Annotated in this window: 25 protein-coding genes and 1 tRNA gene; 20 read left to right on the top strand and 6 right to left on the bottom strand. The window is 61.2% G+C overall.

What is annotated here, in order from left to right:
- The first annotated feature begins 1 nt into the window (after window position 1).
- The 4 genes from AC1DD5_RS11715 (at window position 2) to AC1DD5_RS11700 (ending at window position 2,981) form a co-directional block, all read left to right on the top strand.
- Window positions 2–1,342 carry a 3-oxoacyl-ACP reductase gene (locus AC1DD5_RS11715; protein WP_477521525.1) on the top strand — a complete coding sequence of 447 codons (1,341 nt, stop codon included), beginning with the start codon at window positions 2–4 and terminating at the stop codon, window positions 1,340–1,342.
- The gene (locus AC1DD5_RS11710) at window positions 1,339–2,262 is read left to right on the top strand and encodes a MaoC/PaaZ C-terminal domain-containing protein (protein ID WP_442017837.1); all 924 of its coding nucleotides are present in this window, start codon (window positions 1,339–1,341) and stop codon (window positions 2,260–2,262) included. Before AC1DD5_RS11715 ends, AC1DD5_RS11710 begins: the two co-directional genes overlap by 4 nt.
- Before the next feature lie 100 nt (window positions 2,263–2,362).
- Window positions 2,363–2,644, top strand: a complete 282-nt coding sequence (locus AC1DD5_RS11705) for an SRPBCC family protein (RefSeq protein WP_477521524.1) — start codon at window positions 2,363–2,365, stop codon at window positions 2,642–2,644.
- Between the two features lie 52 nt (window positions 2,645–2,696).
- Window positions 2,697–2,981 (top strand): hypothetical protein, encoded by a 285-nt coding sequence (locus AC1DD5_RS11700; protein WP_477521523.1) that lies wholly within the window; start codon window positions 2,697–2,699, stop codon window positions 2,979–2,981.
- Between the two features lie 82 nt (window positions 2,982–3,063).
- Here the strand turns inward: AC1DD5_RS11700 and AC1DD5_RS11695 are convergent.
- A tRNA-Leu gene (locus AC1DD5_RS11695) sits at window positions 3,064–3,146 on the bottom strand.
- Window positions 3,147–3,414: 268 nt separating this feature from the next.
- Between AC1DD5_RS11695 and AC1DD5_RS11690 the strand changes: the two genes are divergently transcribed.
- Complete coding sequence (locus AC1DD5_RS11690) at window positions 3,415–4,719, top strand: M20/M25/M40 family metallo-hydrolase (protein WP_477521522.1); 1,305 nt, start codon at window positions 3,415–3,417, stop codon at window positions 4,717–4,719.
- Window positions 4,720–4,748: 29 nt separating this feature from the next.
- Window positions 4,749–5,909, top strand: coding sequence for an acyl-CoA dehydrogenase family protein (locus AC1DD5_RS11685; RefSeq protein WP_477521521.1), 1,161 nt, complete (start codon window positions 4,749–4,751; stop codon window positions 5,907–5,909).
- A 32-nt stretch (window positions 5,910–5,941) separates the two neighbouring features.
- Here AC1DD5_RS11685 and AC1DD5_RS11680 read toward each other — a convergent pair whose 3' ends face one another.
- Window positions 5,942–6,175, bottom strand: a complete 234-nt coding sequence (locus tag AC1DD5_RS11680) for a DUF5703 family protein (protein WP_216925728.1) — start codon at window positions 6,173–6,175, stop codon at window positions 5,942–5,944.
- 39 nt (window positions 6,176–6,214) lie between these two features.
- Here AC1DD5_RS11680 and AC1DD5_RS11675 point away from each other — a divergent pair, with 39 nt between their 5' ends.
- From AC1DD5_RS11675 to AC1DD5_RS11615, 13 genes are all read left to right on the top strand, one after another.
- The gene (locus AC1DD5_RS11675; RefSeq protein ID WP_431115260.1) at window positions 6,215–6,472 is read left to right on the top strand and encodes a hypothetical protein; all 258 of its coding nucleotides are present in this window, start codon (window positions 6,215–6,217) and stop codon (window positions 6,470–6,472) included.
- Between the two features lie 276 nt (window positions 6,473–6,748).
- Window positions 6,749–8,446, top strand: coding sequence for a sugar transferase (locus tag AC1DD5_RS11670; RefSeq protein WP_442017833.1), 1,698 nt, complete (start codon window positions 6,749–6,751; stop codon window positions 8,444–8,446).
- Between the two features lie 103 nt (window positions 8,447–8,549).
- Window positions 8,550–9,659 (top strand): Gfo/Idh/MocA family protein, encoded by a 1,110-nt coding sequence (locus AC1DD5_RS11665; protein WP_442017832.1) that lies wholly within the window; start codon window positions 8,550–8,552, stop codon window positions 9,657–9,659.
- Complete coding sequence (locus AC1DD5_RS11660; protein ID WP_442017831.1) at window positions 9,656–10,675, top strand: NAD-dependent epimerase/dehydratase family protein; 1,020 nt, start codon at window positions 9,656–9,658, stop codon at window positions 10,673–10,675. The genes AC1DD5_RS11665 and AC1DD5_RS11660 overlap by 4 nt, the downstream gene beginning before the upstream one ends.
- Window positions 10,672–11,838: a DegT/DnrJ/EryC1/StrS family aminotransferase gene (locus AC1DD5_RS11655; protein ID WP_442017830.1), complete on the top strand. Its 1,167-nt coding sequence runs from the start codon at window positions 10,672–10,674 to the stop codon at window positions 11,836–11,838. Before AC1DD5_RS11660 ends, AC1DD5_RS11655 begins: the two co-directional genes overlap by 4 nt.
- Window positions 11,835–12,497 (top strand): acetyltransferase, encoded by a 663-nt coding sequence (locus tag AC1DD5_RS11650; protein ID WP_442017829.1) that lies wholly within the window; start codon window positions 11,835–11,837, stop codon window positions 12,495–12,497. Before AC1DD5_RS11655 ends, AC1DD5_RS11650 begins: the two co-directional genes overlap by 4 nt.
- Window positions 12,494–13,960: an oligosaccharide flippase family protein gene (locus tag AC1DD5_RS11645; RefSeq protein WP_442017828.1), complete on the top strand. Its 1,467-nt coding sequence runs from the start codon at window positions 12,494–12,496 to the stop codon at window positions 13,958–13,960. The genes AC1DD5_RS11650 and AC1DD5_RS11645 overlap by 4 nt, the downstream gene beginning before the upstream one ends.
- Complete coding sequence (locus tag AC1DD5_RS11640) at window positions 13,957–15,231, top strand: glycosyltransferase family 4 protein (protein ID WP_442017827.1); 1,275 nt, start codon at window positions 13,957–13,959, stop codon at window positions 15,229–15,231. Before AC1DD5_RS11645 ends, AC1DD5_RS11640 begins: the two co-directional genes overlap by 4 nt.
- Window positions 15,228–16,397: a glycosyltransferase gene (locus AC1DD5_RS11635; protein WP_477521520.1), complete on the top strand. Its 1,170-nt coding sequence runs from the start codon at window positions 15,228–15,230 to the stop codon at window positions 16,395–16,397. The genes AC1DD5_RS11640 and AC1DD5_RS11635 overlap by 4 nt, the downstream gene beginning before the upstream one ends.
- Entirely contained in the window at window positions 16,394–17,233 is an 840-nt protein-coding gene (locus AC1DD5_RS11630; RefSeq protein ID WP_477521519.1) for a hypothetical protein, read from the top strand. Before AC1DD5_RS11635 ends, AC1DD5_RS11630 begins: the two co-directional genes overlap by 4 nt.
- Before the next feature lie 2 nt (window positions 17,234–17,235).
- The gene (locus AC1DD5_RS11625) at window positions 17,236–17,952 is read left to right on the top strand and encodes a hypothetical protein (RefSeq protein WP_477521518.1); all 717 of its coding nucleotides are present in this window, start codon (window positions 17,236–17,238) and stop codon (window positions 17,950–17,952) included.
- Complete coding sequence (locus tag AC1DD5_RS11620; protein ID WP_477521517.1) at window positions 17,936–19,294, top strand: O-antigen ligase family protein; 1,359 nt, start codon at window positions 17,936–17,938, stop codon at window positions 19,292–19,294. The genes AC1DD5_RS11625 and AC1DD5_RS11620 overlap by 17 nt, the downstream gene beginning before the upstream one ends.
- 2 nt (window positions 19,295–19,296) lie before the next feature.
- Window positions 19,297–20,631 (top strand): hypothetical protein, encoded by a 1,335-nt coding sequence (locus AC1DD5_RS11615; RefSeq protein WP_477521516.1) that lies wholly within the window; start codon window positions 19,297–19,299, stop codon window positions 20,629–20,631.
- Here AC1DD5_RS11615 and AC1DD5_RS11610 read toward each other — a convergent pair whose 3' ends face one another.
- The 4 genes from AC1DD5_RS11610 to rfbB all read right to left on the bottom strand — a co-directional run bounded on the left by AC1DD5_RS11610 (window position 20,632) and on the right by rfbB (window position 25,993).
- Window positions 20,632–21,471 (bottom strand): glycosyltransferase, encoded by an 840-nt coding sequence (locus AC1DD5_RS11610; protein WP_477517378.1) that lies wholly within the window; start codon window positions 21,469–21,471, stop codon window positions 20,632–20,634.
- Window positions 21,468–23,396, bottom strand: a complete 1,929-nt coding sequence (locus tag AC1DD5_RS11605; protein ID WP_477521515.1) for a WecB/TagA/CpsF family glycosyltransferase — start codon at window positions 23,394–23,396, stop codon at window positions 21,468–21,470. Before AC1DD5_RS11605 ends, AC1DD5_RS11610 begins: the two co-directional genes overlap by 4 nt.
- A 151-nt stretch (window positions 23,397–23,547) precedes the next feature.
- Window positions 23,548–24,990 (bottom strand): sugar nucleotide-binding protein, encoded by a 1,443-nt coding sequence (locus AC1DD5_RS11600; RefSeq protein ID WP_477521514.1) that lies wholly within the window; start codon window positions 24,988–24,990, stop codon window positions 23,548–23,550.
- Window positions 24,991–24,994: 4 nt separating this feature from the next.
- Window positions 24,995–25,993 (bottom strand): dTDP-glucose 4,6-dehydratase, encoded by a 999-nt coding sequence (rfbB, locus tag AC1DD5_RS11595; RefSeq protein WP_477521513.1) that lies wholly within the window; start codon window positions 25,991–25,993, stop codon window positions 24,995–24,997.
- A gap of 53 nt (window positions 25,994–26,046) precedes the next feature.
- Here rfbB and rfbA point away from each other — a divergent pair, with 53 nt between their 5' ends.
- Window positions 26,047–26,913 (top strand): glucose-1-phosphate thymidylyltransferase RfbA, encoded by an 867-nt coding sequence (gene rfbA, locus AC1DD5_RS11590; RefSeq protein ID WP_477521512.1) that lies wholly within the window; start codon window positions 26,047–26,049, stop codon window positions 26,911–26,913.

Genomic DNA, 26,913 nt, shown 5'->3' with positions numbered 1-26,913 from the left:
GATGACAGACAAGTACACCAAAATCGTCAGCAAAGGACTGGGCAAGGACGTCGCCAAAAGGCTCGGCCTGCCACAGCCTGTTGAGCTGCGTCGACACCAGCCAGGCGCACCGCTCATTATGGGGCCGGTGCTGGTTAACGGCGACAGCCTGGGCGCAGATGACCTCGCCACCACGCTTCTTGGTTGGGGCCTGGACATCCGCCGTCATGCGTTGCCCAAGGAAAAGCTCGGGGCCATCATTGTTGTCCTCGACGCCGTGCAGCACCCGGAAGATCTGGGCAAGCCAGTCCTGACAATTGGCGCTTCCTTGCGGGATCTCGCGCCCAATGGACGCGTCATTACCGTCTCAAGGACGGCCAGGTCGGCACCTGCGCCCGCTTCGGCCGCCGCCCGGCAGGGCATCGATGGCCTTCTGCGTTCACTGGCCAAGGAATTGCGTGCTGGAGCCACGGCGAACGGCATTCTTCTTGACGAGGACTTAGCCACCACCAGCCCATCCACGCTGGGGGCGCTCCGATTCTTCCTTTCCGGCCGCTCCGCCTACGTGGATGGCCAATTCCTGACGATCAGTTCGTCCTCCGGCAGCCTCCCCTTCGACGCCGACAAACCCCTTGCCGGAAAAGTTGCCGTTGTCACCGGTGCAGCGCGGGGCATTGGTGCGGCGATCGCCCGTACGCTCCACCGTGATGGCGCGAAAGTTGTGCTGGTGGATATTCCTGCAGCGGGCGACCATTTGGCGGCGGTCGCCAACGAGGTCCATGGAACCGCGCTCCAGCTGGACATCACCCGCGACGACGCCGGTCACCGGATCATCGACCACGCAGTGGAACGCCATGGCCGGCTCGACATCGTAGTCCACAACGCTGGCATCACCCGCGACAGGCTCCTGGCCAACATGGATGAGGGACGCTGGCAGTCTGTCATCGCCGTCAACATCGCTGCGCAATTGAGGATCAACGGGACCCTCCTGGCATCGGAGCACTTCAAGGACAAGCCGCGCATCGTTTCGGTGGCATCCACCAGCGGAATTGCGGGTAATCGAGGCCAGACCAACTATGCCGCGTCCAAGGGCGGCGTGATCGGAATGGTGCGCTCAACAGCGCCGCTCATGGAGTCCTTCGGGGGGACGATCAACGCCGTAGCGCCAGGGTTTATTGAAACAGAGATGACGGCCCGGATGCCGTTCGCCATCCGGGAAGCTGCGCGAAGGGTCAATTCCCTCAGACAGGGTGGCCAGCCCCAGGACGTAGCCGAAGCCATTGCCTTCCTGGCGAGTGACGCCGCGGGAGGAATCTCGGGCGAAGTCCTTCGCGTGTGCGGGCAGCAAATGGTGGGAGCATGAGCAAACCCCAGCCGGTCATCCTTGGGGAGCTGCCGTCGCTGTCCAAGCTCTACATGAATGCCGCGGCAACTGCCGCTCGTCGGCGTGTCCTGGGGTCATCGACGGGGCAGGCTACACTGCCTGCCGCTAGCCACGAGGTCAAGGGGGTCCAGGCGGACGTCGCCAATCTCACCGCCTACCAGCACCTTCTGGGGGAGACCGCCAGTGACATCCTGCCAGCAGGTTTCGTCCACGCGCTGGCGTTTCCGGTGTCAATGAGTGTCATGAACCGGGATGACTTTCCCTTGCCATTGCTCGGGATGATCCACCTCAGGAACCATGTGGAACAGCGGGTTCCCATCCAGTTCACAGAAGCCTTGGACATCCGGTCATGGTCGGAGAACCTTTCGGGGCACCGGGCGGGGACGCAAGTCGATGTCATCGCCGAAGTCCGCTCGAGTTCGTCAGGCGCGCTGCTGTGGCGGGGAATTTCCACTTACCTTGCGAAAGGGGTCTTCCTGCCTGGCATCGACAAGCCAGGAAACTCAAGTGGCTCCGGTGATAATGGCGGCTTTTCTCCGCCGGACCCTACGGCCCTGTGGCAACTCGACCTGGACATCGGCCGTAACTATGCCGCCGTCTCCGGCGACTTCAACCCCATCCACCTGAGCGTTCTATCGGCCAAAGCCTTGGGTCTGAGAGGGTCCATTGCCCACGGCATGTACCTTGCCTCCCGGGCGTTGGCAGACGTCGGTGCGGTCAAGTCGGATGCCTTCACTTGGGACGTGGCGTTTGAAGCGCCTGTGTTCCTTCCGGCCCGGGTGGCGCTGGACATCTCCACCATCCAGTCGGAAACCGGGGCTTGGCAGCGTTCGTACTACGTGGCGTGGAACCCACGCAGCGGTCGGCGTCATTTCAGGGGCGGCGTGGCGCCCTTGTAGGAAGCTGTTGGAACTTGGTGACTTCGAATCTTCCTCTGGATAAACTCACTTAGCGCTGGGAATCCTGCCTGGACGCCGCCCAATACGTTGGCGGGGAGTGATGATGTCGATGATCGAGCCCGTCACCGAATGGGAGGAAGGTCGCGCCCTCGCCACCAGGAACGAGCCGTCGACACTGGTGCCCTTCAAACAAGCCAGCTCCAGGCTCGTCCTCCAACCACTTGGCGAGGGGACAGCGATGGCCTTTGACTACCGTTATGTGCCCAGGGGTGGGCCACTCGGGCGCCTGACCGGCCCCCTGATTGACAGAATGCTGACGGCGACCTTCAAAAGCATGCTGGCAGCGGTCGAGAAGGCTGCCCGCCAGGCAACTGAGAGGTGATGCGCTTGTGCAGACCCCCTTCAGATTCGAACATATGTTCTATTCTTAGTTCATGAGACCCAAGCAAGACTCCAAAGCTTTCGCCCGCATGATGTTGCAGACCGAGGCGGAGGCAAACCACCCCAAACCTGACGATGGCAAGATCATGGAGCTCGAGCAGGGTGCCCAACCGCTTGTCCGTGTTGGTGAGGTGTACGGACGTGCGATCAAGTACACCCGTACCTATGGCCTGGTGGAGTGGATGGATGATCGGCGGGACTATCACGTGGAATGGTTTCCGGCCGGACAGATCAAACGGGTGGCCCAGGAGTCATGGAGGGGCTGGCCGTTGGCTTAGCAAACGTTATGAATGATCGGACAAGCGTCACCCAGGGTGGCTGAGGGCACAAAAAAACCCCGGTTTCCCGGGGCCTTCTTTGTGCGCGGAGGGGGACTTGAACCCCCACCCCCTTTCGAGGACTAGCACCTCAAGCTAGCGCGTCTGCCATTCCGCCACCCGCGCAGGTGGTGTTCAGAGAAGCCATTCTGCACCTTCCGGTGCTTCACTTTCCTCCGAAGCAGCGAGAAAAACTCTAACACGGTTTGAAGCAACTAAAAAATCGATGCTGGTGAGGACCGGGTGCAAGCTTTCAACCCGTGGCGATGCCCGGAATTGCTCAACCGACGGCGCTTCCGGTGAGTAGGCTGGTGGAACACGGGACGGTAGAACTGCGGGGTCCGCAGTGCGCGTCGCCGGCACCTGCAGCCCAGCCAACGCAAGGAGAATTTCCATGTCTGTCATCCGCCCCGAAGATGAAGTTGTCCGGATCTGCCAGGAGCTCATCCGTATCGACTCCTCCAACTTCGGCGACGACACCGGACCGGGCGAACGCGCTGCTGCGGAGTACACGGCTGGCCTGATCACGGAAGTGGGTCTTGAGGCCGAGATTTTCGAGTCCGCACCGGGACGCGCCAACGTCGTCACGCGCATGGCGGGGGAGGACCCCTCAGCCGACGCGCTGGTGGTCCACGGACACCTGGACGTTGTGCCGGCCCTGAAGGATCAGTGGAGCGTTGACCCCTTCAGTGGTGAGCTGAAGGATGGACTGATCTGGGGCCGCGGTGCCGTGGACATGAAGGACATGGATGCCATGATCCTGTCAGTGATGCGGGACTTCGCCAGGACTGGCCGCAAGCCCAAGCGGGACATCATTTTTGCCTTCTTCGCAGACGAGGAAGCGGGCGGTACCTATGGCGCCCGCTATGCCGTGGAGCACAGACGAGAATTGTTCGATGGGGCCACCGAGGCTATCTCCGAAGTGGGTGGATTCTCCGCGACTATCGGTGGCCAGCGGACCTACCTGCTTCAAACTGCAGAAAAGGGCCTGTCCTGGTTGCGGCTGGTGGCCCATGGACGGGCTGGCCACGGCTCACAGATCAATACGGACAACGCGATCACCCGACTCGCGGCCGCGGTCACCAGAATCGGCGAATACAAGTGGCCCGTGGAACTGACTCCCACCACCAGGCAGTTCCTGGACGGTGTGACTGAACTCACGGGCGTGGAGTTTGATGCCGAGAACCCGGACATCCTGCTCAAGGAGCTTGGCACGGTCGCCCGCTTTGTGGGGGCAACGCTGCAGAACACCTCCAACCCCACCCTGCTCCGCTCGGGCTACAAGCACAATGTCATCCCGGAATCGGCCGAGGCCTTCGTGGATTGCCGCACGCTGCCCGGCCAGCAGGAACTGGTGTTTGAGACCATCAAGGAACTCGCCGGCGACGGCATCGAGATCAGCTACGTCAACAAGGACGTCTCCTTGGAGGTACCCTTCGCCGGCAACCTCGTGGATTCCATGATTGACGCCTTGCACTCCGAGGACCCGGGCGCCAAAGTGCTTCCCTACACTCTTTCCGGAGGCACGGACAACAAGTCCTTGAGCAAGATCGGCATCACCGGTTATGGCTTCGCTCCACTGATGCTGCCGGATGAGTTGGACTTCACAGGCATGTTCCACGGGGTGGACGAGCGAGTGCCGGCGGAGTCCCTGCAGTTCGGCGCGCGCGTCCTCAACAGGCTGCTGAGCAACTACTAAAACGCAAACTTCAGGAAAGACGGTGGGCCATGACTCCAGAGGAAATCCTTCCGGATGCGCTGTTGGAACGGCTGCGCGGACGGGCAGCCGGTTACGACCAAAACAACCTCTTCTTTCAGGAAGACCTTGAAGAGCTCGCAGCCGCCGGTTACCTGAAACTGTTCGTGCCAGTTGCCGACGGCGGTATGGGACTTGGCCTCGAAGCGGTGGCTGCGTTGCAGCAGCGCCTCGCCACGGCCGCCCCGGCCACAGCACTGGCAGTCAATATGCACTTGGTGTGGACCGGCGTCGCGCATGTCATGGCCGCCAGGGGAGACGACTCGCTGGACTTCGTGTTGAAGGAAGCCGGCAAGGGGGAAGTGTTCGCTTTCGGGATTTCGGAAGCGGGCAACGATTCAATGCTGTTCGATTCCACTACCGTTGCGGAGCCGCTGCCTGACGGAGGTTATCGCTTCACCGGACGGAAGATCTTTACGAGCCTGTCCCGTGGTTGGACCCGCCTGGGAACGTTCGGCAAGGACGCGGAGGGCAGGGACGGAGAGGGCGAATTGGTTTTCGGCTTCATCCATCGTGATGAACCCGGGCACGAGACCCTTAACGATTGGGACACCCTGGGCATGCGGGCCAGTGCCTCGAACACCACACTGTTGAAGGGAGCGGCGGTTCCTTCGGAGCGGATCTTCCGTAAACTGCCTGTCGGCCCCAACCAGAACCTGCTGATCTTCGCCATCTTTGCCTGCTTTGAGACCTTGTTGGCGGCCGTCTACACGGGATTGGCGGAGCGCGCCTTCATGCTGGGCGTTGAAAGTGTCAAACGACGGGTCTCGGCGAAGCACGGCGGACGCAGTTTCGCCCAGGACCCGGACATTCGCTGGAAAGTTGCTGACGCGGCCCTGGCCATGGACGGTATCTATCCCCAGTTGTCGGCAGTAGCGCGCGACGTCGACAATCTGGTGGACCATGGACCCCAGTGGTTCCCCAAGCTTGTTGGACTCAAGTCGCGGGCCACGGAAAATGCCCGCTACGTGGTGGATCTGGCGATCAGGGTCACGGGAGGATCCAGCTACTTCCGCGGCTCGGAACTGGAACGCCTCTACCGGGACGTACTCGCTGGAATTTTCCATCCATCTAACGACGAATCGGCGCACAACACCGTGGCGAACGCCTGGCTGGGGCCCCTGGACAGCTAAAGGCTCGACAGCTGAGGCACGTGGACAGCTGACTAAACCGTGCGCTGAACGGAATAGACTTTTCGGCGCAACCAGAAGCGTCTGCCGCCGCCCAGGTACAGCCGGCTGCGTTCCAACTCCCACTTCCCGTACTCCGAGTGCTCAGCAAGCCGTCGCCGGGCTTCGGGCAGTGAATCGTCAGGTCCTACCGTCAGTACGAGGTACTCGTACTGACGTGCATAGTCACGTTGGCGCTCTTCGGAGCTGCCTCGAAATTGTTCCTTCATCCCTCTCCATTTTCGTCCTTTTCGGGCTAACGTGAAGTCATGAGCATCGATCCGCGTGTCGCGCTTCAGTCACTGACTGCTGCCCTGGAAGAGCACTTGGCCGCCGCTTCCGCCCGTCGGGGCGAGGGTGACCCCAACGTCGAGGCGGCGTTCTTCGCCGTCGCAGATGCCTTCGAGGTTTACGAAGACGCCTTGTACGAGGCATATTCCGAGGTTACTCCGCTGCAGGTGTTTGATGACGAGGAAGAGGACGATGACGAGATCCTGGACGAAGACCTCGAAAGCCTGGAGGACTAGGAACTTTCAATAGGCGGCAACTAACCGGTCACCGGCGGTGGCCGGTTTCTTGTGTCGTTTCGCGACCTGTTTGTCCTGTTTCCAGCCCGAAATGTAGCGGTTTTCGGTGCTGCAGTGAGGCTTAGAGCACGTAGTCCTGCCTCATCCGGCTAGGTACTGGCACGTAGGAGCCATGGGTAAACCTGCGCAAAGTTGAGTACCGACTACTGGTGCGCCTCCTGACAGCCGCCGCTTCACTGGGATGTAGGCAACGGCAGGTCTGCGAAGAAGGCTGACATGGTAAAAGTTCCAGTCTTGCGTTCGGGCAAGGTGGCGGCCCCTCAGGGTCCGCACGACTTTTCCTTGGGCGCGGCGTTCACCGCGAAACCTGGTGTTGTCGATGTCAATCCGCCGGCGTCTCCCTGGATTGACAAGTCCGTTGCTGCACAACGGGCTGAAAAGGCGGGACTGGCGGCGTTGAGGGCAGATGTCACCCTGGACCTCAAGCCGCCAGTCACCCACCGCAAAGCCCGCAACTCCTCCTCTTTGGCCGATCGGTCAGACCGGTACGAAGGGGCCGGCTGGACCAAGGCGCTCACCAACGGTCTTCGCTGGGCAGACAGCGCCCTGGTAGGGGCAGCAGTCACATCCGGATTCTTTCTAAACACTGACGGTCTTGCCGTTGCGCCAGGCGGCGCGGGATATGAGCGGCACCTCATGCTCGGTTTCATACTTGGCATTGCCTGGCTGGGCGCACTGGAGGTCTACCGGACACGGGATCCGAAAGTACTTGGGGTTGGGGCCGAAGAGTACAAGCGTGTCCTGTCGGCAAGCCTGCGCGTTTTCGGCTTCCTGGGGCTCGTGGCAGTCGTTGTCCGGCTGGAGTCAGCAAGCTCCTTCGTCCTGGTGTCCCTGCCCGTCGGCTTAGTGGCCCTGACAGGCAACCGGTGGATGTTCCGCCGCTGGCTGACGCGCGAAAAGTCACGCGGCCGGTGCCTGTCCCGTGCCATTGTGGTGGGGGAGCCACAGGACGTCAGATACGTCATCAAGCAAATCAACCGGAAGTCCGGTGCCGCGTACAACATACTGGGGGCATGCCTTCCAGGGGCGCGGCGGGGTGCCGTCCTGGTGGTGGATAACGTGCGGGTTCCCGTGTTGTCATCGATTTACGGCATTGCCCACACTGTGCGTCAGACGGGCGCCAACGCGGTGATCGTTGCCGGTCCGGTCCCTGGCGGCAACCAGTTCATCCAGGAGTTGGGCTGGCGCTTGGAAGAAGATGCCGCCGAACTGGTACTGGCAGCAACGTTGACCAACGTGGCCGGCCCGCGCATCCACTGGCGCCCCGTTGAGGGCCTGCCCTTGATGCATGTGGATATTCCGCACTACTCCGGTGGCAAACACACACTCAAACGCCTCCTGGACGTTGTGGTCTCGGCTGCTGCGTTGCTTTGCTTGGCGCCACTGCTGGCTGTTTTGGCGCTGATTGTCAGGTTGGACAGCCCCGGCCCAGTGCTCTTCCGGCAGGAACGGATTGGCAGGCGAGGCACCACCTTCCAGATGCTGAAGTTCCGTTCGATGGTGGTTGACGCCGAAGCGCGGCTGGAAGAACTCAGCGGAAAAGACCAGGGCGCCGGTGTCCTCTTCAAGATGCGCGAGGATCCCCGCGTCACCAAATGCGGCCATTGGATGCGCAAGTACTCCTTGGACGAGCTACCCCAGTTCTGGAATGTGCTGGCCGGGAACATGAGCCTGGTGGGCCCCCGTCCGCCGCTCCTGCGCGAAGTCAGTGGTTACGAAAGGCATACCCATCGCCGGCTGCTCATCAAACCTGGAATTACGGGCTTGTGGCAGATCAATGGACGATCGGACCTTCCCTGGGATGAAGCTGTCCGGCTGGACCTCTACTACGTCGAAAACTGGTCGATAGCGGGCGACCTGATGATCATGTGGCGGACCTTCCGGGCCATGATCCAGCCCTCCGGTGCCTACTGATGGGCTGGCTGGAACGTACTGGCTGATCCGAGACACGTCGAGCAGCCCCAAAAGCATTACCTGAGAAAGAACCGAGCTATCCAACACAGAATCCGAGTGGAAAATGAGCATAGGAACTATTCCATCAGGCCACCTTAACGGCCACGGGATGACCCCGAAGTTACGGATCGCCGTGGTCGGAGCGGGATATTGGGGCCCGAACCTCGCCAGGAACCTCAAAGCCAGCCCGGATTGGGAACTGGTGGCAATTTGCGATCTTGACGTGGAGCGCGGACTTCGGCTGGCTGAAACGGTAGGCGGCGTCGCCGTCGTCGAGTCCTTGGACGAACTTCTGGACACGTACAACCTGGACGCCGTCGCCGTCGCGACCCCGGCGCACACGCATCACGGAGTAGTGATGACCGCGTTGCGGGCCGGCATGCACGTTCTCGTCGAGAAGCCACTCGCGGATAGCCGCGCCAAGGGCCTGGAAATGGTGGAGGAAGCCAAGGCCCGCGGCCTGGTCCTCATGGCAGACCATACCTATTGTTTTACTCCGGCGGTTTTGAAGATCCAGGAGCTCGTCTCCAGTGGGGCGTTGGGCGACATCTTGTATGTCGACTCCGTGCGCATCAACCTCGGACTTGTCCAACCGGACGTCAATGTCTTCTGGGATCTTGCACCCCACGATCTCTCGATCCTGGATTTCGTCCTGCCAGGAGGCCTGCATCCCACCGAGATCTCTGCACACGGCGCAGATCCCCTGGGTACGGGCCGCGACTGTGTAGGCCACCTGACCTTCGGCCTGCCAAACGACGCCATGGTGCATATCCACGTGAACTGGCTCAGTCCCACCAAAATCCGACAGATGATCATTGGCGGCTCAAAGCGGACGCTCGTCTGGGACGACCTGAACCCCCAACAACGCCTCAGCGTCTATGATCGCGGCGTCAGCCTGGAACAGCAGCCACGGTCAGCGGCGGACAAAAAGAACTCGGCCATCTCCTATCGCCTCGGCGATACCTGGTCACCGGCGTTGCAGGAACGCGAACCGTTGGGCCAGGTCGTCGCCGAGCTGGCCGGATCCATCCGGAACCACACGATGCCGCGCACCAGCGGCGAATCCGGACTCAGGGTCCTCTCAGTCCTGGAAGCCGTCACCCAAAGCCTTGGAACAGACGGCCAGTCAACCATCGTTGCCGGCAACGAGGTCGCTCTCCAGGTCGCACAGTGAAGAAGCTGCTCGGCGCCAACGTCCTGGTCACCGGAGGCGCCGGAACCATCGGATCCACCCTGGTTGACCAACTGGTCGACGCCGGCGCGGCGCACGTGGACGTCCTGGACAACCTCGTCAGGGGGCGCCGGGCCAACCTCAACGATGCGCTGGCTACCGGACTCGTACAGCTGGTGGAAGGTGACCTGCGGGACCGGGACCTGATCCACGACGTCACCAGGGGCAAAGATCTGGTTTTCCATCAGGCTGCGATCCGCATCACCCAATGCGCCGAGGAACCACGGTTGGCTCTTGAGGTCCTGGTGGACGGAACCTTCAACGTGTTCGAAGCCGCCGTTGAGCACAACGTGGAAAAGGTCATCGCGGCGTCAAGCGCCTCGGTCTATGGAATGGCAGAAGAATTCCCCACCACCGAGAGGCACCACCACCACAACAACGACACCTTTTATGGGGCCGCGAAATCGTTCAATGAGGGAATGGCGAGGAGCTTCCGGGCCATGTCCGGCCTGGACTACGTCCTCCTGAGGTACTTCAACGTGTACGGACCCCGCATGGACGTCCACGGCCTCTATACGGAGGTACTTGTCCGATGGATGGAGCGGATAGTCGACGGCGTTCCGCCCCTGATCTTCGGCAGCGGCCACCAGACAATGGACTTCATCCACACCGCCGACGTCGCAAGGGCCAACATCCTCGCAGCCGCAAGCGATGTCCGAGAGGGTGTCTATAACGTGGCCAGCGGCATCGAAACCAGCCTGGCCGAACTCGCACAAACACTGCTCCGGGTCATGCAATCCCCGCTGCACCTTGACCACGGACCTGAACGCGCAGTCAACGGCGTCGCTCGCCGACTCGCAGACGTCACCGCCGCCAAACGGGACCTTGGTTTTGAAGCCGCAATAGAACTTGAAGATGGACTCCGCACACTCGTCACGTGGTGGCGTCCCCTCCGTGAAGAAATCGCAGCCTCCCGGCAGCTGGCCCGGCCCGAAACACCCTCAGTAGGTGCACGATGACCACCTCCGAAACTTCCCTGGCACGCATCGACGTGATGAAACCGTGGCTTGGGGAAGAAGAAGCCCAAGCAGTGGCAGAGGTCATCGCTTCCGGTTGGGTGGCGCAAGGCCCCAAAGTCAAGCAGTTCGAGGAAGCCTTCGCCATGGAGCAACAGGCTGCTTTCGCCGTCGCGGTTTCCAGCTGCACCTCAGCCCTGCACCTGGCACTCGCCGTGGCCCGGGTTGGTCCGGGAGACGACGTCGTTGTTCCCTCCTTCTCCTTCATTGCCACGGCAAACGCCCCCAGTTATGTAGGGGCCCGGGTGGTCTTTGCCGACGTCGACGTACTAACAGGTTGTGTCACCGCTGAAACGATTGCCGCCGCGTTGACGCCTGCTACACGGGCCGTCATAGCCGTGGACCAAGGCGGAGTACCCGTGGATCTCGATCCCATCCGGGCCCTGTGCGACCCCCTAGACATCATCGTGGTGGAAGACGCAGCCTGCGGCATCGGTTCCCGTTACCGCGGCCGTCCGGTAGGAGCGGGCGCCGAGCTGGTGGCTTGGTCCTTCCACCCCCGTAAGATCCTCACCACAGGCGAGGGCGGGATGCTGTCCACGCCGCGGCAGGACCTCGCAGACCGGTCCCGCCGGCTCCGCGAACACGCAATGAGCGTCTCAGCCGCGGACCGTCATGCCAGCATCCTTGCCCCGGCCGAGGAATATCTCGAAGTAGGTTTCAACTACCGCATGACCGACCTTCAGGCCGCCGTCGGAATCGTCCAACTCGGCCGGCTGCGCCAAGCAGTGCAACGCAGGCGCGAACTGGCCGCCAACTACGCCCAGGCCTTTGCGGGCGTCGAAGGCCTCCGTTTAGTGGACGACCCCGGATACGGAACCGGAAACTTCCAGTCCTGCTGGCTGGAAGTAGGCGACGCCTTCCCTATGGGAAGGGATGCCCTGATGACCCGCCTGGCCGAGGACGGAATATCGGCACGGCGCGGCATCATGGCCGCACACCGGCAACCTGCCTACGCCCGGACAGCCAAGGGAGCGGTTTCGCTGGCAGCAACTGAATGGTTGACAGACCACACATTGATCCTGCCTCTGTACCACCAACTCACCCTGGGTGACCAGGTCCGGGTCATCGACTCAGTGCTTCGCGCGGCAGGACAGGGAAGATGACCGAGCTCCTCCTCATCGCCGCCAGCGGACTCGCCCGCGAGGTCCTGGCCATGGTCCGCAACACCGGACAATACGACGTCATCGGAATCCTGGACGACGACGAGGACAAACTCGGGCGCGTCGTGGACGGCGCCCACGTACTGGGCCCCATCCGCGATGCTCTGACCTTCCCACACGCCATGCTGCTGGTCTGTATTGGATCGGGCCGAGGACGCGAAAGCGTCGTCATGCGGTTACGCACCCTGGGCCTTGCGGAAGACCGCTACGCAACGGCGATCGACTCATCTGTACATCCGCCGGAGGGATGCAGGATCGGCCTTGGCAGCATTCTCCTGGCGAACGTCACCATGACGGCCTCCGTCACAGTGGGAAGCCACGTAGTAGCCATGCCCGGCGTCACGCTCACCCACGACGACGTCGTCAGCGACTTCGCCACCCTTGCCGCAGGCGTATCCCTCGGCGGGAACGTCCACATCGGCCGCGCAGCCTACATCGGCATGAACGCCAGCGTCCGCGAGCGCCGCACCGTCGGCGCCGGCGCAACCATCGGTATGGGAGCGGCCGTGCTTACTGATGTTCCTGAAGAAGAGACCTGGGCCGGGGTGCCGGCACGCGTTATCCGCCGCGGATTTTCTCCTGAGCTGGAGGATGCCTTGTGACCCTCCCGAGCCCTGTGCCCACTAAATCCAAACCCACACCGTCCAAGGCGTTTGTGATCAGCGTTGTCAACGCGTTCGTCACACGTCTGGGCACAATCGGTATCGGGATAGCGCTGGCGCGGCTGCTTGGCCCTGAGGAATTCGGAACGTATGCGGTGGCGTTTGTAGCACTCGTAGCGGTGCTGAGCTTCAACGAGTTGGGGGTAAGCCTGGCAATCGTGCGTTGGCCGGGTGACCCGAAGGCTATTGCCGGCACGGTGACCACAATCTCCACTGCATGCAGCCTCATTCTTTTTGCTGGTTCCTTCGTGTTGGCTCCCTATTTCACTAGCGCCATGGGCAACGAAGCCGCCACAGATGTAGTCAGGGCGCTGGCATTTTGCATCGTGCTTAACGGATTGGTAGCAACGCCGGCAGCGCTCCTTCAACGCAACTTCCAGCAGGGCCAACGCATGATCATTGATCAGGTCAATGTATGGCTGGGAGCAGCTGTATCCCTGGTTCTTGTCATCATGGGCATGGGAGCCATGAGTCTTGCCATCGGACGGGTGCTGGCCAGTCTGGTTTCCGCCGTTCTCTTCCTGGTCTATTCACCGTTACCGTATCGTTTTGGGTTCTCGCGGAGGTCAGCGAAACAGCTGTTGGCATTTGGGTTACCTCTGGCCGGCGCGAGCGCAGTGGTCTTTGCTGTGGGCTACGTTGACCAGCTCATTGCGGGAAGAATGCTCGGCTCTGTTGCTCTGGGTCTCTATGTCATGGCGTTCAATATGGCTGGATGGCCGTCGAGTTTGCTGTCCCAGCCGCTTCGCAGCGTGGCACCGGCGACTTTTGCCCGTTTGCAGGACAAACCCGAAGACATGAGTTCGGCCCTGTTGTCGCTGACCGGGGCGCTTGCAGCAGTCCTCTTGCCAACGTGTGCCGTCATGATGGGTTGTGCAGTCCCACTGGTGACGCTGGTCTATGGAGATGCGTGGGCTCCTGCTGGCGTGGCCCTTATCTGGCTCGCCCCGCTGACTGCCTTTCGCGTGCTGCACGAGTTGATTTACGACTACCTCGTGATTCTGGGATTGTCAGTATCGATCTTCACTGTCCAACTGGTTGCGCTGGGAGCTTTGGTTCCATCTTTGATAGCCGGTGCCCTTTTTGGTGGGATGCCGGGTTTGGCTGCGGCACCTGTTGCCGTGGCTGCTGCAGTGACCTCACCTTTGTACCTGAAGGCAATGCGGCGGGCAAAGGTTCCTCTTAGGGCTATGGCTGTCCGCCTGCTCCGCCCGGCTTGTGTTGCTGCCGGCGCGGGGCTTGCGTCCATGCTGTTGAGCCAGTTCATACGTTCACCCCTTGAAGCTGTTTTGGCATCCACAGGTGTTGGTGTTTTGGCGCTGGCAGCAACCCTGGCCCTGGCCCGGCACGATCTTGCCGGTGTCAGGCTCTGGGGCCGGGGCCAGGAGGTGTCTCTGGTATGAGGATCCTTGTTTATCCCCATGACCTCCGCGTGGGAGGGAGCCAGTTGAATGCTATGGAGTTGGGCGCCGCCGTTCAGCGCCTGGGCCATGACGTCGTGCTCTTTGGACAGCAGGGGCCGCTCGCGCAGAAGGCAGTGGAACTGGGTTTGGAATACGTGGAAGCACCGGCCCCCGGGAAACGACCCTCGCCGGCTGTCATCCACGCATTGGTCCGCACCGTCCGCGAGCGCCGAGTGGATATCCTCCACGGATACGAGTGGCCACCAGCGTTGGAGTGTTTGGTTGCCTCCAAACTGGTCCGCGGCACCACTTCTGTGGCCACGGTGATGTCCATGGCTGTGGCTCCGTTCATACCAAAATCCATGCCGTTGATGGTTGGTACAGAACAAATCCGGCACTGGGAGGCTTCCCGGGGCAGGCGGGACGTGCACGTTATGGAACCACCGGTGGATATTCTCGCCAACCAAGTTTCCGCCACGCCGGGGTTGAGAGCATTCAGGCGTAAGTTCGCCTTGACTGACGGTTTCCTGAATGTTGTGTGCGTTACCCGTCTGGCGCACGAATTGAAGCTGGAGGGCATCATCTGCGCCATGGATGCTGTGCGGATGCTGTCCGTTGAGGGGCCCGTTCGCCTGATCATCGCGGGAACCGGCCCGGCGAGGGCAGAAGTCGCTGCCAGGGCTGCCCTTATCAACGCAGCCACCGGTCGGGACACTGTGACCCTTACAGGTCAACTTTCCGATCCCCGCCCTGCCTATGCCGTTGCTGATGTCGTACTAGGCATGGGTGGCTCAGCGCTGCGGGGTTTGTCCTTTGGAAAGCCCCTTGTGGTGCAAGGCGAGAGAGGCTTTTGGGAACTCTTGACATCGGAGTCACTACCATCGTTTCTGTGGCAAGGGTGGTACGGATTCGGTCCCGGCACAGCCGGAGAAGGACAAATCGCTTTGGCCGCTATCCTGAGGCAACTCATGGACGATGATCAGCTTCGTCGCGGCTTGGGGTCCTTTGGCCGGCAAATCGTTGAAGAGCGGTACTCCCTGGACTCTGCGGGGCGACGTCAGGATCTCCTTTACCAGCGTTTCGCGGCTTCCCGCCATGGTCTGACTTCGACCATGGCACCTGAGGTGGCCGCAATGATCCGCTACTGCGGCTATGTGGGGAAGCGACGTGGTCAACGCGTGCTGGGACGGCTGCCCAGGGACGATTTCAATGCCCGTCCTGTCGCTATGACGGCCGCTGAATCGAAGCTAGCCGCGGCGGTGAAGGCATGAGCGGCACCATCATGTATATCTCTGGAGCGCAATGGGATGGAGTGCCCGGGACAGACAGGCTGCTGGCGGAGGCGCTGAGCGCCCGCACGAAGGTTATCTGGGTCGATCAACCGGTCTCAGTTGCCAGGGATGGGAACGTGCGTCGTCACGCGGTACGCAGCTTTTGTGGCATGGCTGAGACCGTGGCCCCCACAGTGGGCAGGTTGCGCGTCCCCGCCCTGCCCGGCTTCAGCCGGCCCCTGGTACGACGCTCCACAGAGGCCATCGCCCGGTGGACCCTGCAGTCGGCAGCGAAGAAGGTGGGCGACGGCATTGCAGGAGTGGTGAATACATCGCCCTTGATTCAGTTCCCCCGAGGACTATCCGCGCCCCGGCTTCTTCATCTGACCGATGATTGGCTTGCCTCAGCGAAGCTCATGGGATTATCCCGCCCCCACCTGGAACGGGTCCTTCGCACCAACATGGCTGCGGCCGATGTCGTCACAGCGGTGTCGCCCGGACTGGCACATAAAGCTTCTGAATTCTCAGGCCGGAAGGTGAAGTTCCTGCCAAATGGTTGCAGGCCCCCCGTTCCAGCCGAACCCGGAACTGTCCGCCAACCGGTCGCTGTGTTGATCGGCCAGCTTAATGAACGTTTGGACTTTGCCACCCTTGGTGATCTGGGCAGGACACGACTTCCCATTATCGTCTTGGGTCCGAGGACAGAACGAGAACGGTCCGCCCGGAGGAGCCTTGATGAATTCTTGTCCCGGCCGAATGTTGACTGGCGTGGCGAGGTACCCCCTGAAGAGGTTGCCAGGGTACTGGGTACGGCTGCCCTGGGCCTTACCCCTTACACGGATTCGGAATTTAACCGGTCAAGTTTTCCCCTCAAGACCCTCGAATATCTTGCCTTCGGAATACCTGTGGTCGCCACTGACCTTCCGGCCACGCGGTGGATTAGCTCCGAGTTCGTAAAGATAGCCACGACGTCGCAGGATTTTGTGGAACTTGTGCGATCAGGCCTTGAGACAGTGCTGACGTGTGAGCAGCAACGGGGAATCCAAGCCTCAGCACAGGAGCACACATGGGATGTAAGGGCAGAAAGCCTGCTTTCCCTTTTGGGTGTGCAACAAACCACGGAGCGGGTCAGTCAACGCGCTCCCCGTCATATTGGGAGCACATGATGCAGCTGCGAACTGTTCTAACCAGTGTTGTCCGGCGCTGGTATCTGGTGGTTGCAGGCATCCTCGTTACGGGGCTGCTGTGCATGGCCATCCAAACCACGGCCCCGGAAAAATACAAGTCCCAAGCAAGCCTGGTCCTCATGCCGTCGAGCCAAAGCATCGGCGAGGCCGGGAATCCTTACCTCTATTTGGGCGGAATGAGCGAGGCCCTTGACATCCTGATCCGCAAAATCACGTCGCAGCCTGTGAAGGAACGGCTTCTGGCCAACTTCGGATCCGCCACCTACATCGCCGAGCCCGACCGCGGCACCAGTGGCGCGATTCTGATCATTACTGCCACTGCGGACAACCCCGAAGAGACCATGGCACTGCTGAAGGCGGTGATGGACGAAACTCCCCGCTCACTCAACGAAATGCAGGAAACCCTGAACGTCGCGGTGCCGGCCAGGATCACCACGATGAGTCTTCTCGTGGACCGGCAAGCCGTTCCCGAGGTGAAGGCCCGCACGCAGTTGGTCCTCATTGCCGGGGCTGGGGGGCTGGCACTCACATTGCTCCTGTCTGTCCTGGTGGACGGACTCCTGATGACCAAGGCCCGCAAGAAGCAAGCAGCAAGGAAAGATACCTTGCCGGAGGGCGACGCTTCTCCCTTTGAGGGCCGTGACGCCGCCGAACATGCCACTGTCCACAGCCCGACGATGCTGGCAAAAGAGGCCGTGACCGCCCCCTCCGAGATCCGCCCCGGGGGATCCCGGAGCAGGCACACTTCCCACGACGCCAAGGAAACCGATGAAGAGATCCATGGCGTCCTGCCACTGTCCTCCGGGTCAAGCTAGCCATGACTGCGTCAACTTTCCTGGGGATACTTCTGCGCCGATGGTACATTGTGGCCTTCGGACTGGCGGTAGGCCTGGCTGCCCTTGGCGCGATCCGTTCCTCGGAGCCCGTCTTTTGGACCGAAGCTGACGTCACTTTCCTGGCCCCCGAACGCGAACCGGCCTACTGGATCTCGGGTGGCAGCGCCATGACCTTGACTGAATTCGCCGACATGGTCAAGCGCCGTGTCAACCAGGAAGCTCCGTCGGTGGACCTGGCCCTGACCAGGGGGACCCTATATGGCGCCGGCGTTCAACAGGGGTTCTCAGTGACACTCCCCGCCAGCGGTGGTCAATGGAACAAGACCTTCAGCCAACCCGTGCTCAAAGTTCAGGTGGTGGACACGAGCGCCGAAAGGGTGAACCAGGTTCTGGCAGGCATTCTTGACCGTATCAACGACGCAACGATCCACCTGCAGAACGAGGCATCCGTAAAGGCCGACCGTATATCCACGCAGACCACGCCGTCAAAAGCCGAGGTCATCTTCGGCGGCGGAACCCCCGTGACCCGCATGAAGGGCGCTGTAGCGTGGGCAGGGCTGTCTTTGGCCCTAACATCAGTAGCAACCCTTTACACTGATCGCGTTTTGGTGCGACGGAAGCGTAACCGGATCAAACCCGCAGGGAAGCACAACCGGATCACGCCAGTAGAGGGGACAGTCCATGCATCCCTCCTATGAGAACATCAAGGATCCCGGCATCCTCAGCACCGCGAACCCCCCGGAGCGCAGGGACGTTTCCTGGTTTGTCATCGTTTACTTGGTGGCTACGTGCTTTATTCCGTCAAATCTGACCATTACAGCCTTGGGTTCCGTGGGCCGGCCAACCACGCTGTGCGGACTCCTGGCCCTGGCTTGGTGGCTGCTTTATCAGTTGCAACGGACCACGCCAACGCGCGCAGGCGTCCAAACAGTCCGTACCGCCATGGTGGTCTTTCTCGCCGCCGCCTTGACCAGCTATTCATTGGCAATGCTGCACGGTGTTCCTGATCCGGAGGCCAGCCCCGCAGACAGCGGCCTCATCCGTTTGGCCAGCTGGGCCGGCATCTTCCTTCTCATCAATGACGGACTGGCCAGCCGCCAAACACTGATCAAAGTGCTGCGAAGCCTCGTCATGGTCGGGACAGCGACTGCTGTCCTGGGATTGATGCAATTCGCCACCGGATCATCCCTTGTGGACTGGATCAGCATTCCAGGCTTCAGCGCCGCCTCGGAATTGACCGGCGTGCAATCCAGGGGCGGATTCATTCGTGCGGCCGGAATGGCCAGCCACCCCTTGGAGTACGGAGTGGTGCTCGCTGCCTCCCTTCCCATCGCCATAGCGCTCGCCGTTACTGACCGGGCCAAAGGCTGGATCCTGCGATGGCTGCCCGTGGCGGCCATCTCTGCAGCAGCTGTGCTATCCGTCTCACGCTCGGCACTGATGGCGTTCGGCGTCGCTGTGCTTGCCCTGATACCGTCCTGGCCCAAGAAGGTTCGGCGTGGTGCGCTGCTGCTCGGCATCGTGCTCGCGGCGGGAATGTATCTGGTGACTCCCGGGATGCTTGGCACCCTCCGCGGGCTTTTCACGGTGGGCACCGCAGACCCGAGCATCAGTTCGAGGACCAGCGCATACGCAACAGCTTTTGGCATGCTGGCAAACAACCCCGTCGTCGGACGTGGGTTCGGGACGTTCCTCCCGGACTACGTCATCGTGGACAATCAATTCCTCGGCATTCTGGTGGAACTGGGATTCGCTGGATTGGCAGCATTCACAGGGCTGATTCTTTGTGCCATCGTTGGCGCCTGGCGTGCACGGAAGCTGTCGACCGATGCACAAATGCGCCAGATCAGTCAGGCCGTTCTCGCCTCAATAACCGCGATCGCCGTGACATTCGCGTTCTTTGACGGACTGTCGTTCCCCATGGCAGCCAGCCTCTTGTTCTTCATGCTGGGAATCGCTGGTGCACTGTGGCGCTTGGCACGACAAAGCACCGGCGACGGAGCGACGCGGCCGCTCGATGGCAGGCCAGAAAGGCGCTAGCCATGAAGCGGAGAACAATCGCCAGGTTCGGCGCCCTTGCCGCGTTGTGCCTTCTGGCGACAACCGCGATGGTCAGCGGCGCGCCTATCCCAGGCCCGATCACTGCACCCGCTCCCAGCATCCAAACGCCGCACAGCACCTCGACCCCTATGCCTGGAATTGATGTTCGCGATGTCGACGGCGGCCTTGACTTCTACTCGCCATTCACGAATGCCTTACCCACGGAACCACATTTCTTCCCAGTCGGCGTTTGGTTCGAAAGCGCTTTGGAAAAGGACTACGTGGCAAAGGACCGCGCTGAGGGACTGAACACCTACGTTGTCTTAACCACAGATTCCGACCTCGACCTCGTCCGGGCTTCCGGAATGTACGCAATTCCGACGTTCGCAGCAGCCCAGGCATCAGGCTATGCCTTAGGCGACGAAGTGGACATGTGGGCTGGTGCAGGAGACGCTCCATGGACCGGTAAGTACCCGGGCGAAGGACCTATTTGCGTCCCGGAACAATCCAAATGCGGCTACACAGTCCAGAACCAGTTACGCGCCGCCGCACCACCAGGATCAATGATCTACGCGAACTATGGCAAAGGGATAACGTTCTGGCTCTCCGACGAACAATCACGGGCTTTCATCAACGGAACCCAGAATCTCGTATCAGCGGACAACTACTGGTTCACTGACCCCAACATCTGCGCCAAAACAGAGGGCGGGGCAATCAACGGCTCGACGAACGACCTGACGGAATCCGAATGCCGACTGGCAGCAAACTATGGGTGGACAGTTGAACGCATCCGAAAACTCACTGGGGGGAAAGCACCCGTCTGGGCTTTCGTAGAAGTCGGACATCCCTTTGAGGACTCGCCGCAGGCGACAACCATCAGCGGACCGCAAATTCGAGCAGCAGTCTGGAGCAGCCTCATCCACGGAGCCCGCGGGATCATCTACTTCAACCACAGTTTCGGCGGAGACTGCGTGACCCAGCATGTGCTGCGTGACTGCCCGGGCGAAGCACAATCCACAGTGACTGCCGTCAATAAGCAAATCCACGACCTCGCACCCATCCTCAATGCACCCTTTCTCGACGGCGCCACCACAGCCAGCGGCCCCGTGGACCTCGCCACTAAACTCCACAACAGCAAGCTCTATATCTTTGCCGGAGCGAACAAGAACACCGGCGGAGCAGCAACTTTCGCGGTGAAATGCGGCGGCAGCACCGCCGTCGTCATCGACGAAAACCGCACCATCCCCATGGTGAAGGGAACCTTCACCGATACCTTCGCCGACGGCAACGCGGTCCACCTTTACAGCATTGAAGGCGGCGGCAGTTGCGGCTTCTGACTAACGGCTGGTCTCGTCCCGCTCCCAGGCAGTCACCATATTGCCGGAGGACAGCGGACGACGGCGGCCCGCACCAGCGAACACGACGTAGACCGCGGCATCAAAAGCACTCAGCGGCCCCCTGACGGAGGCAATCAACTCACGTATGGTCCGCACAGCGGAAGCACCTCCGGACATGCGATCCTGCTGCGCGTTTCCCCGGTACGTACGCCTCAGGACAGACAACAATGCGGCACACGTCCGCGGCGTCCGGACAACCACAGGCTCGGTGGGCAGGACCGCCTTCTCCCGGGCAGAGAACAGCCGGTCCACGTAGTAGTCATCACCTGTAAGGGCAGGAAACGTACCCAGCCGCTCATGCCCTGAATAGCTCAGCGCATACGCACCGGCACCCCAAAGCCCCTGGGCGTTACCCGGGATGCGGCTACGGGCGCGGTAGTAGGCCCTGACCAGCGCCGAAGCGCCTCGGGTGTCATATCGAAAGGCAGGACGGGCAGCCAGCAACCCGGTATTCTCCAGCGCCGCAAAGACCACACGCAGCGCCGAAGCAGGGACCTCAATATCGGCGTCCAAATACAGCCGCGGCCAACGCAGCGTCGCCTGGTCGGCAGCGTTCAACGCCTCAGTCTTGGACGCCTCAGTCACGTGAAGGACGCGGACACCTTCACACCTGGACGCAATAACCTCTGTGGCGTCCACGCACCCATTACAGGCCACCACAACATCAACGGTGCCCCACGCAATGACCTCCCTCAACGCATCAAGCGTTCTGCCGATAACACGGGCCTCGTTATGCGCCGGGATAATGACTGCACCGGAGGGATGTGAAGCAGCAGTCATGGCATAACTGTGGTCGAGGTCCGAGTAGCGTGGGGGAGCGAGTCCCAACGCCGTTGACTTAGCACCGCCCACGCCGCAACCCGATGCCCGGGCTTATTCAAGCGGGCAACTTCCGCGGCCAGGACCACACCCCGGAAAGCCAGCGCCCGGCCACGCCCAAGATACTTAGCCGCATAGCGAACCCGATTAACGGACATCAACGCAGTCAGCTGCGGCGACGTGCCCGACCCCCCACCTTCGTGCCACATCCGGGCCGCGGGCTCAAACCAGATGGAAAAACCCGCATCTCTCACCCGGTGGCAATAATCCGTTTCTTCCGAATACAGAAAGAACTGCTCGTCCCAGGCACCCACCGCCCTCGCTGCCCCCGCACTGATTAGGAGAGCCGCACCCGTAGCCCAATCAACGCGATGCCCGTGCAGGTAACTCTCCGGATCAAAATCCATCTCCGACAACCATCCAGGCCTGGCCTTCACATGACTGCCCAACGCAGCGTCACCCAGCGCTCGCAGGACGCCCGGCTCACGACGCAACGAAGGGTAGATACTGCCGTCATCGTCCAGCAGGACCGGCACCACCATGCCCGCCCCTTGCTCATTCATGCGCTTGAGCATGGCGGCGACTGCGCCTGGTTCGACGCGCAGGTCTGGATTTAGGACGAGGTAGCTTCCGGCGTCGCCGGCCGCCGACAACGCAGCGTTGATACCGCCGGCATAGCCGAGGTTTCCACCTGTTCGCACTGCTGTGACGTCGGGATAGTGCGAAAGTTGAAGGAGGGTGCTTTCGTCAGGGGAGTTATCTGCCACGACCACTTTGATCGATTGATTCGTCGCTTCCTTCCGCAGGCCCGCGACAAGCGGCCCGACGTCGTCCGCATTGTTGTAGGTGACAACAATCACAGCGACGTCGGCCCTGTCGGTCACCGGCACAAACGATCCCGGAGCCCGGCTGGGCACCGGCCCCGGGACGGACCTTGCAGCGATGGATGGCCGGGCGGCCTCCGTAGTGCTCGCCTCAATGTCACGACTGCTGGCCGTGCGCAATTTCACGTAGGCCTCCGGTCCTTCCACCAAGTACCGGCGGGCCAACCGGCGCGGTTCCAACATCAGGCGCCACGCCCATTCAAGACTGTGCGAGCTCACCCAGGAAGGCGCACGGCGAATATGTCCGGCCAGGAAGTCCACAACCGCCCCAAAGGCCAGGAGGACCTTGGCCCCGGTCAAATGGCCGTACTCGGATATCCATAGTTCCTGGCGGGGTTTGCCCAGACCGACAACAAGGATGTCAGGTGTTGTCTCCGAAATATGGGCTGCGAGCTGGCGGGAAGCCGTGTCGTCCCCAAGCGTTGGCCGGCCAGGCGCCCACCATCCGGCGACCTCCAGCTCCGGGCGCTCAACAGCGAATCTCGTCCGGATGAGCTGTTGCGTCTCCTCTGAGCCGCCCAGGAAGCCAACCCTCAGGCCCCGTTGCGAGGCCGAATCCAGCAGGTGCTCGATCAGGTCGCTGCCAGCAAGCCTGGGCCACGCCCTTGCCGTGAGGCGACGGGCTTGCGTCGCCAAGGGTGCACCATCAATCAAGGTCAGCCACTGAATGGACGCCGGCTGGTCCAGCGTGCCCATCCACCGGCTTCCTGCGCCGAAATGGCGGATGTGGTCAAGATTTGCTGAGCATACGCCCATGGGGGTGGCCTCAGCGGAGGCTGCGCGATCCACAATTTCCTGCAGCGCATCATTGAGCTGCGTCAGTTTCACGGGGACCCCACCCAGGCAAACCCAGGTCCCTTCAGCGGTGCCCGGCCCAGCGTCAATCTCGCCCGTGGGAGGCTGAAAAAGGAGACGGCCGCCGTTAAGTCTGCGGAACGGGCGGAGGCGGGGAACTGTCAGGTGTGCAACGTCACCGACGGACGTAATTTTGGGAAGCAGCATTTTCGGCTCCGGGCTCGGGTCCAGCTCAAGGCACAACCATGTGGCCCACGATCCAAGGCTGCTGCACTGCTTGGATCGTGGCTGGCGGACAACTGCCGCCTTTACAACATGTTCACTTGAGGTGTCTCCCGGCCCCTGCTTGAGGCTGCCGTTAGGCCCACTTTAGGCCGTTTCGCCGGACTCCGCTAGACCTCCAAGCCTCAAGGTACTCAGCCAAACGCTGGGTGGCGTCCGGCGGATTAAACCCGATGGCCATCATCTTGGACAGGTCCAGGACGCTGCTGCGCGGACGAGGCGCCATTCCGGGCTTGGCGTAGTCGGCCGTTCTCACGGATCCAACCTGAGTGGGATCGGCCCCGCAAAGCCGGTAGACCTCCCTGGCGATGTCCGCCCAGGATTGCGGTTCGCCGCTGTTGCTGAAGTTGTAGGTGCCATAGGGCGCACCGCTCTGAAGCAAGTGCCGGATAAAGCCTGCGATGTCCTCTGAGAAGCTAAGCCGTCCCCACTGGTCATCGACGACGGCGGGTGAGACGCCTTGGGCGGCCAACCCGGCCATGGTGCGTACAAAGTTGCGGCCTTCGCCCACCACCCAGCTGCTCCGCACAATGTAATGCCTCGGCACGGAAGCGACAGCAGCGTCCCCTGCAGCTTTACTTTGCCCGTAGACACCCAGGGGAGTGGGCGTCTCCTCCTCCATGTGCACGGCGGCCGTACCGTCGAAAACGTAGTCGCTGGAGACATGGACAAGAGTCAGTGAATGTTCGACGGCGGTCCTGGCCAACCTGGACACTGCGGACGCGTTGATGCGCCAGGCAGCCGTACGGCCTTCCGCTGTCTCCGCCGCGTCGACTCCCGTAAAGGCTGCAGCATTGATGATGGTGGAGTACTTCCGCCAATCGGTGCCGAGATAGGAATCCTCTGTGGAGATATCGAACTGCGTCCGCCCGACGAAATCCACCGTCAGGTCGTCGTCGAACTCCTGTCTAAGGGCCTTGCCCAACTGTCCGTCCGCACCAAGGACCAACGTGCGCCGGCCCTGCATGGGCGCGACTGCCGCCAACCGGCGGTGGCTGCGGTCCTGCGGAGACAGGATGGCCTGTTCCAGTGGGATCGGCCAGGGTATGGCGACGTCTTCGTCGGCAAGGTTAAGGAAGGTGTATTCAGACTGGGCCGCGGCGCTCCAATGGTCGTTGACCAAGTACGTGTAGGCGGTGTCGTCTTCCAGGGTCTGGAAGGCATTGCCCACGCCGCGTGGAACGAAGATGGCGTCCTTGGCCGTCAGCTCGGCATGGAACATCGTTCCGAACGTAGGCCCATCCCGCAGGTCCACCCACGCACCAAAGATCCGCCCTGAGGCGAGGGAGATGAACTTGTCCCACGGTTCGGCGTGGATACCCCGGGTAGTTCCCCGCAATGCATTGAAGGAAATGTTATTTTGCACCGGTCCAAAATCCGGGAGTCCCAAGGCCGCCATCTTTTCGCGGTGCCAGTTCTCCTTGAACCAGCCACGGTTGTCGCCATGGACCGGGAGCTCGAAAAGGACCAGTCCGGGGATCGGCGTGGGTCTGCATCTTAGCTGGGCGGCCGGTTGCATGTGGCTAATGGCCCTGTTCCGCGTACTTGTTTTCGGTCACGGCTTTTTGGGGTCGCCACCAGTCCTCGTTCTTGGTGTACCAGTGCCACGTGTCTGCCAGTCCCGTAGTGAAATCCCTATAGCATGGGACCCATCCCAGTTCCCTCCGCAATTTGGTGGAGTCGATCGCATACCGCAGATCATGGCCCGGTCTGTCGGTCACGAGGTCGTAGGCATCAGGTGACTGGCCAGACATCGAGAGCAGCAATTCCACCACTTCCCGGTTGGAATGCTCACCGTCAGCGCCGATCAGGTATGTTTCACCGAGGCGTCCGCGCTCCAGAATCGCAAGAACTGCAGAAGAGTGGTCTTCAACATGGATCCAGTCCCGCACGTTCCTACCCTGGCCGTACAGCCGTGGACGCGTCCCATCCAGGATATTTGTGATCTGCCGGGGGATGAACTTCTCCACGTGCTGATAAGGCCCGTAATTGTTCGAGCAATTGCTGATGGTCGCCCGCAGCCCGAAGGAACGGATCCAAGCCCGCACCAACATATCCGATCCCGCTTTTGTGGCTGAGTAGGGGCTGGTGGGCCGGTACACAGAGCCCTCCGTGAACCGGTCCGGATCGTCCAGTGCGAGGTCGCCGTAGACTTCGTCCGTGGAAATGTGATGGAACCGCGTGCCGTAACGGCGTGCTGCCTCGATCAGGGTGAATGTCCCTACCAGATTGGTATCGATAAAGGGCCTGGGATCTTCGAGCGAGTTGTCGTTGTGCGATTCAGCGGCGAAATGGACCACGGCGTCCGTAGCGGCCACCAGCGTGTCCACCAGTGCGGCATCACAGATATCTCCCCGGACGAAGTCCAGGCGACCAACCGGCAATCCGGCCAAAGACTCTTCGTTGCCGGCGTACGTCAATTTGTCCAGGACCGTGACATGGAGCACAGTGTGCTCCATGATGTAGTGGACAAAGTTGCATCCAATGAATCCGGCCCCGCCGGTGACAAGGATTCTGTGCATGGCCATAGCGTAGCCGTCAATTACGGCTATGTGCAGCGGGAGGGACAGCAAATATGCGCGGGATAATTCTTGCCGGCGGCACAGGTTCCAGGCTTCATCCCATTACGCTTGGCATCAGTAAGCAATTGGTCCCGGTCTTCGACAAACCAATGATTTACTACCCCCTGTGCACGCTGATGCTGGCTGGAATCCGTGACATCCTGATCATCACCACACCGACTGATGCCCCTCAGTTCGAGAATCTCCTGGGGGATGGATCCCAATTTGGGATAAACCTCAGCTATGCACAGCAGCCGACACCGGACGGCCTGGCCCAGGCATTCATCCTGGGGGAGCAGCACATTGGCAATGGCAAAGTAGCGCTCATCCTGGGTGACAACATCTTCAACGGTCCCGGAATGGGTAACCAATTCCGCAAGTACGCCGACGTCGAAGGTGGCGCGATCTTTGGTTACTGGGTCAAGGATCCAAGTGCTTACGGCGTCGTGGAATTCGATGACGATGGTCTGGCCGTCTCCATCGAAGAAAAGCCCGCGTCCCCAAAGAGCAATTACGCGGTCCCGGGCCTGTACTTCTACGACAACGACGTCGTCGCCATGGCAAAAAACCTCAAACCTTCCCCTCGAGGGGAGCTGGAGATCACGGATATCAACCGGCAGTACATGGAGCTCGGCAGGCTCCACGTACAAAAATTCCCCCGCGGGACCGCCTGGCTGGATACGGGAACCTTCGGCGACCTCAACGATGCTTCAAACTATGTCCGCACTACCGAGAACCGGCAGGGCCTGAAGATCGGAGCGCCGGAGGAGGTTGCATGGCGAATGGGATACTTGAACGACGAAGAACTCCGCCAGCAGGCTTCCAAGCTCGCCAAGAGTGGCTACGGCAGCTACTTGTTGGACATCCTCGACCGCCAGTAA

Source organism: Paenarthrobacter sp. 10L420 (assembly GCF_056395385.1).
The sequence above is the reverse complement of the archived record's forward strand: the minus strand, read 5'-3'. Positions and strand labels throughout refer to the sequence as shown.

Bases quoted from the DNA above. Each gene is read 5' to 3' on its own strand.
- AC1DD5_RS11715 (WP_477521525.1), top strand. From the start codon at position 2: ATGACAGACAAGTACACCAAAATCGTCAGCAAAGGACTGGGCAAGGAC.
- AC1DD5_RS11710 (WP_442017837.1), top strand. From the start codon at position 1,339: ATGAGCAAACCCCAGCCGGTCATCCTTGGGGAGCTGCCGTCGCTGTCC.
- AC1DD5_RS11705 (WP_477521524.1), top strand. From the start codon at position 2,363: ATGATGTCGATGATCGAGCCCGTCACCGAATGGGAGGAAGGTCGCGCC.
- AC1DD5_RS11700 (WP_477521523.1), top strand. From the start codon at position 2,697: ATGAGACCCAAGCAAGACTCCAAAGCTTTCGCCCGCATGATGTTGCAG.
- AC1DD5_RS11690 (WP_477521522.1), top strand. From the start codon at position 3,415: ATGTCTGTCATCCGCCCCGAAGATGAAGTTGTCCGGATCTGCCAGGAG.
- AC1DD5_RS11685 (WP_477521521.1), top strand. From the start codon at position 4,749: ATGACTCCAGAGGAAATCCTTCCGGATGCGCTGTTGGAACGGCTGCGC.
- AC1DD5_RS11680 (WP_216925728.1), bottom strand. From the start codon at position 6,175: ATGAAGGAACAATTTCGAGGCAGCTCCGAAGAGCGCCAACGTGACTAT.
- AC1DD5_RS11675 (WP_431115260.1), top strand. From the start codon at position 6,215: ATGAGCATCGATCCGCGTGTCGCGCTTCAGTCACTGACTGCTGCCCTG.
- AC1DD5_RS11670 (WP_442017833.1), top strand. From the start codon at position 6,749: ATGGTAAAAGTTCCAGTCTTGCGTTCGGGCAAGGTGGCGGCCCCTCAG.
- AC1DD5_RS11665 (WP_442017832.1), top strand. From the start codon at position 8,550: ATGAGCATAGGAACTATTCCATCAGGCCACCTTAACGGCCACGGGATG.
- AC1DD5_RS11655 (WP_442017830.1), top strand. From the start codon at position 10,672: ATGACCACCTCCGAAACTTCCCTGGCACGCATCGACGTGATGAAACCG.
- AC1DD5_RS11650 (WP_442017829.1), top strand. From the start codon at position 11,835: ATGACCGAGCTCCTCCTCATCGCCGCCAGCGGACTCGCCCGCGAGGTC.
- AC1DD5_RS11640 (WP_442017827.1), top strand. From the start codon at position 13,957: ATGAGGATCCTTGTTTATCCCCATGACCTCCGCGTGGGAGGGAGCCAG.
- AC1DD5_RS11635 (WP_477521520.1), top strand. From the start codon at position 15,228: ATGAGCGGCACCATCATGTATATCTCTGGAGCGCAATGGGATGGAGTG.
- AC1DD5_RS11630 (WP_477521519.1), top strand. From the start codon at position 16,394: ATGATGCAGCTGCGAACTGTTCTAACCAGTGTTGTCCGGCGCTGGTAT.
- AC1DD5_RS11625 (WP_477521518.1), top strand. From the start codon at position 17,236: ATGACTGCGTCAACTTTCCTGGGGATACTTCTGCGCCGATGGTACATT.
- AC1DD5_RS11620 (WP_477521517.1), top strand. From the start codon at position 17,936: ATGCATCCCTCCTATGAGAACATCAAGGATCCCGGCATCCTCAGCACC.
- AC1DD5_RS11615 (WP_477521516.1), top strand. From the start codon at position 19,297: ATGAAGCGGAGAACAATCGCCAGGTTCGGCGCCCTTGCCGCGTTGTGC.
- AC1DD5_RS11610 (WP_477517378.1), bottom strand. From the start codon at position 21,471: ATGACTGCTGCTTCACATCCCTCCGGTGCAGTCATTATCCCGGCGCAT.
- AC1DD5_RS11605 (WP_477521515.1), bottom strand. From the start codon at position 23,396: ATGCTGCTTCCCAAAATTACGTCCGTCGGTGACGTTGCACACCTGACA.
- AC1DD5_RS11600 (WP_477521514.1), bottom strand. From the start codon at position 24,990: ATGCAACCGGCCGCCCAGCTAAGATGCAGACCCACGCCGATCCCCGGA.
- rfbB (WP_477521513.1), bottom strand. From the start codon at position 25,993: ATGCACAGAATCCTTGTCACCGGCGGGGCCGGATTCATTGGATGCAAC.
- rfbA (WP_477521512.1), top strand. From the start codon at position 26,047: ATGCGCGGGATAATTCTTGCCGGCGGCACAGGTTCCAGGCTTCATCCC.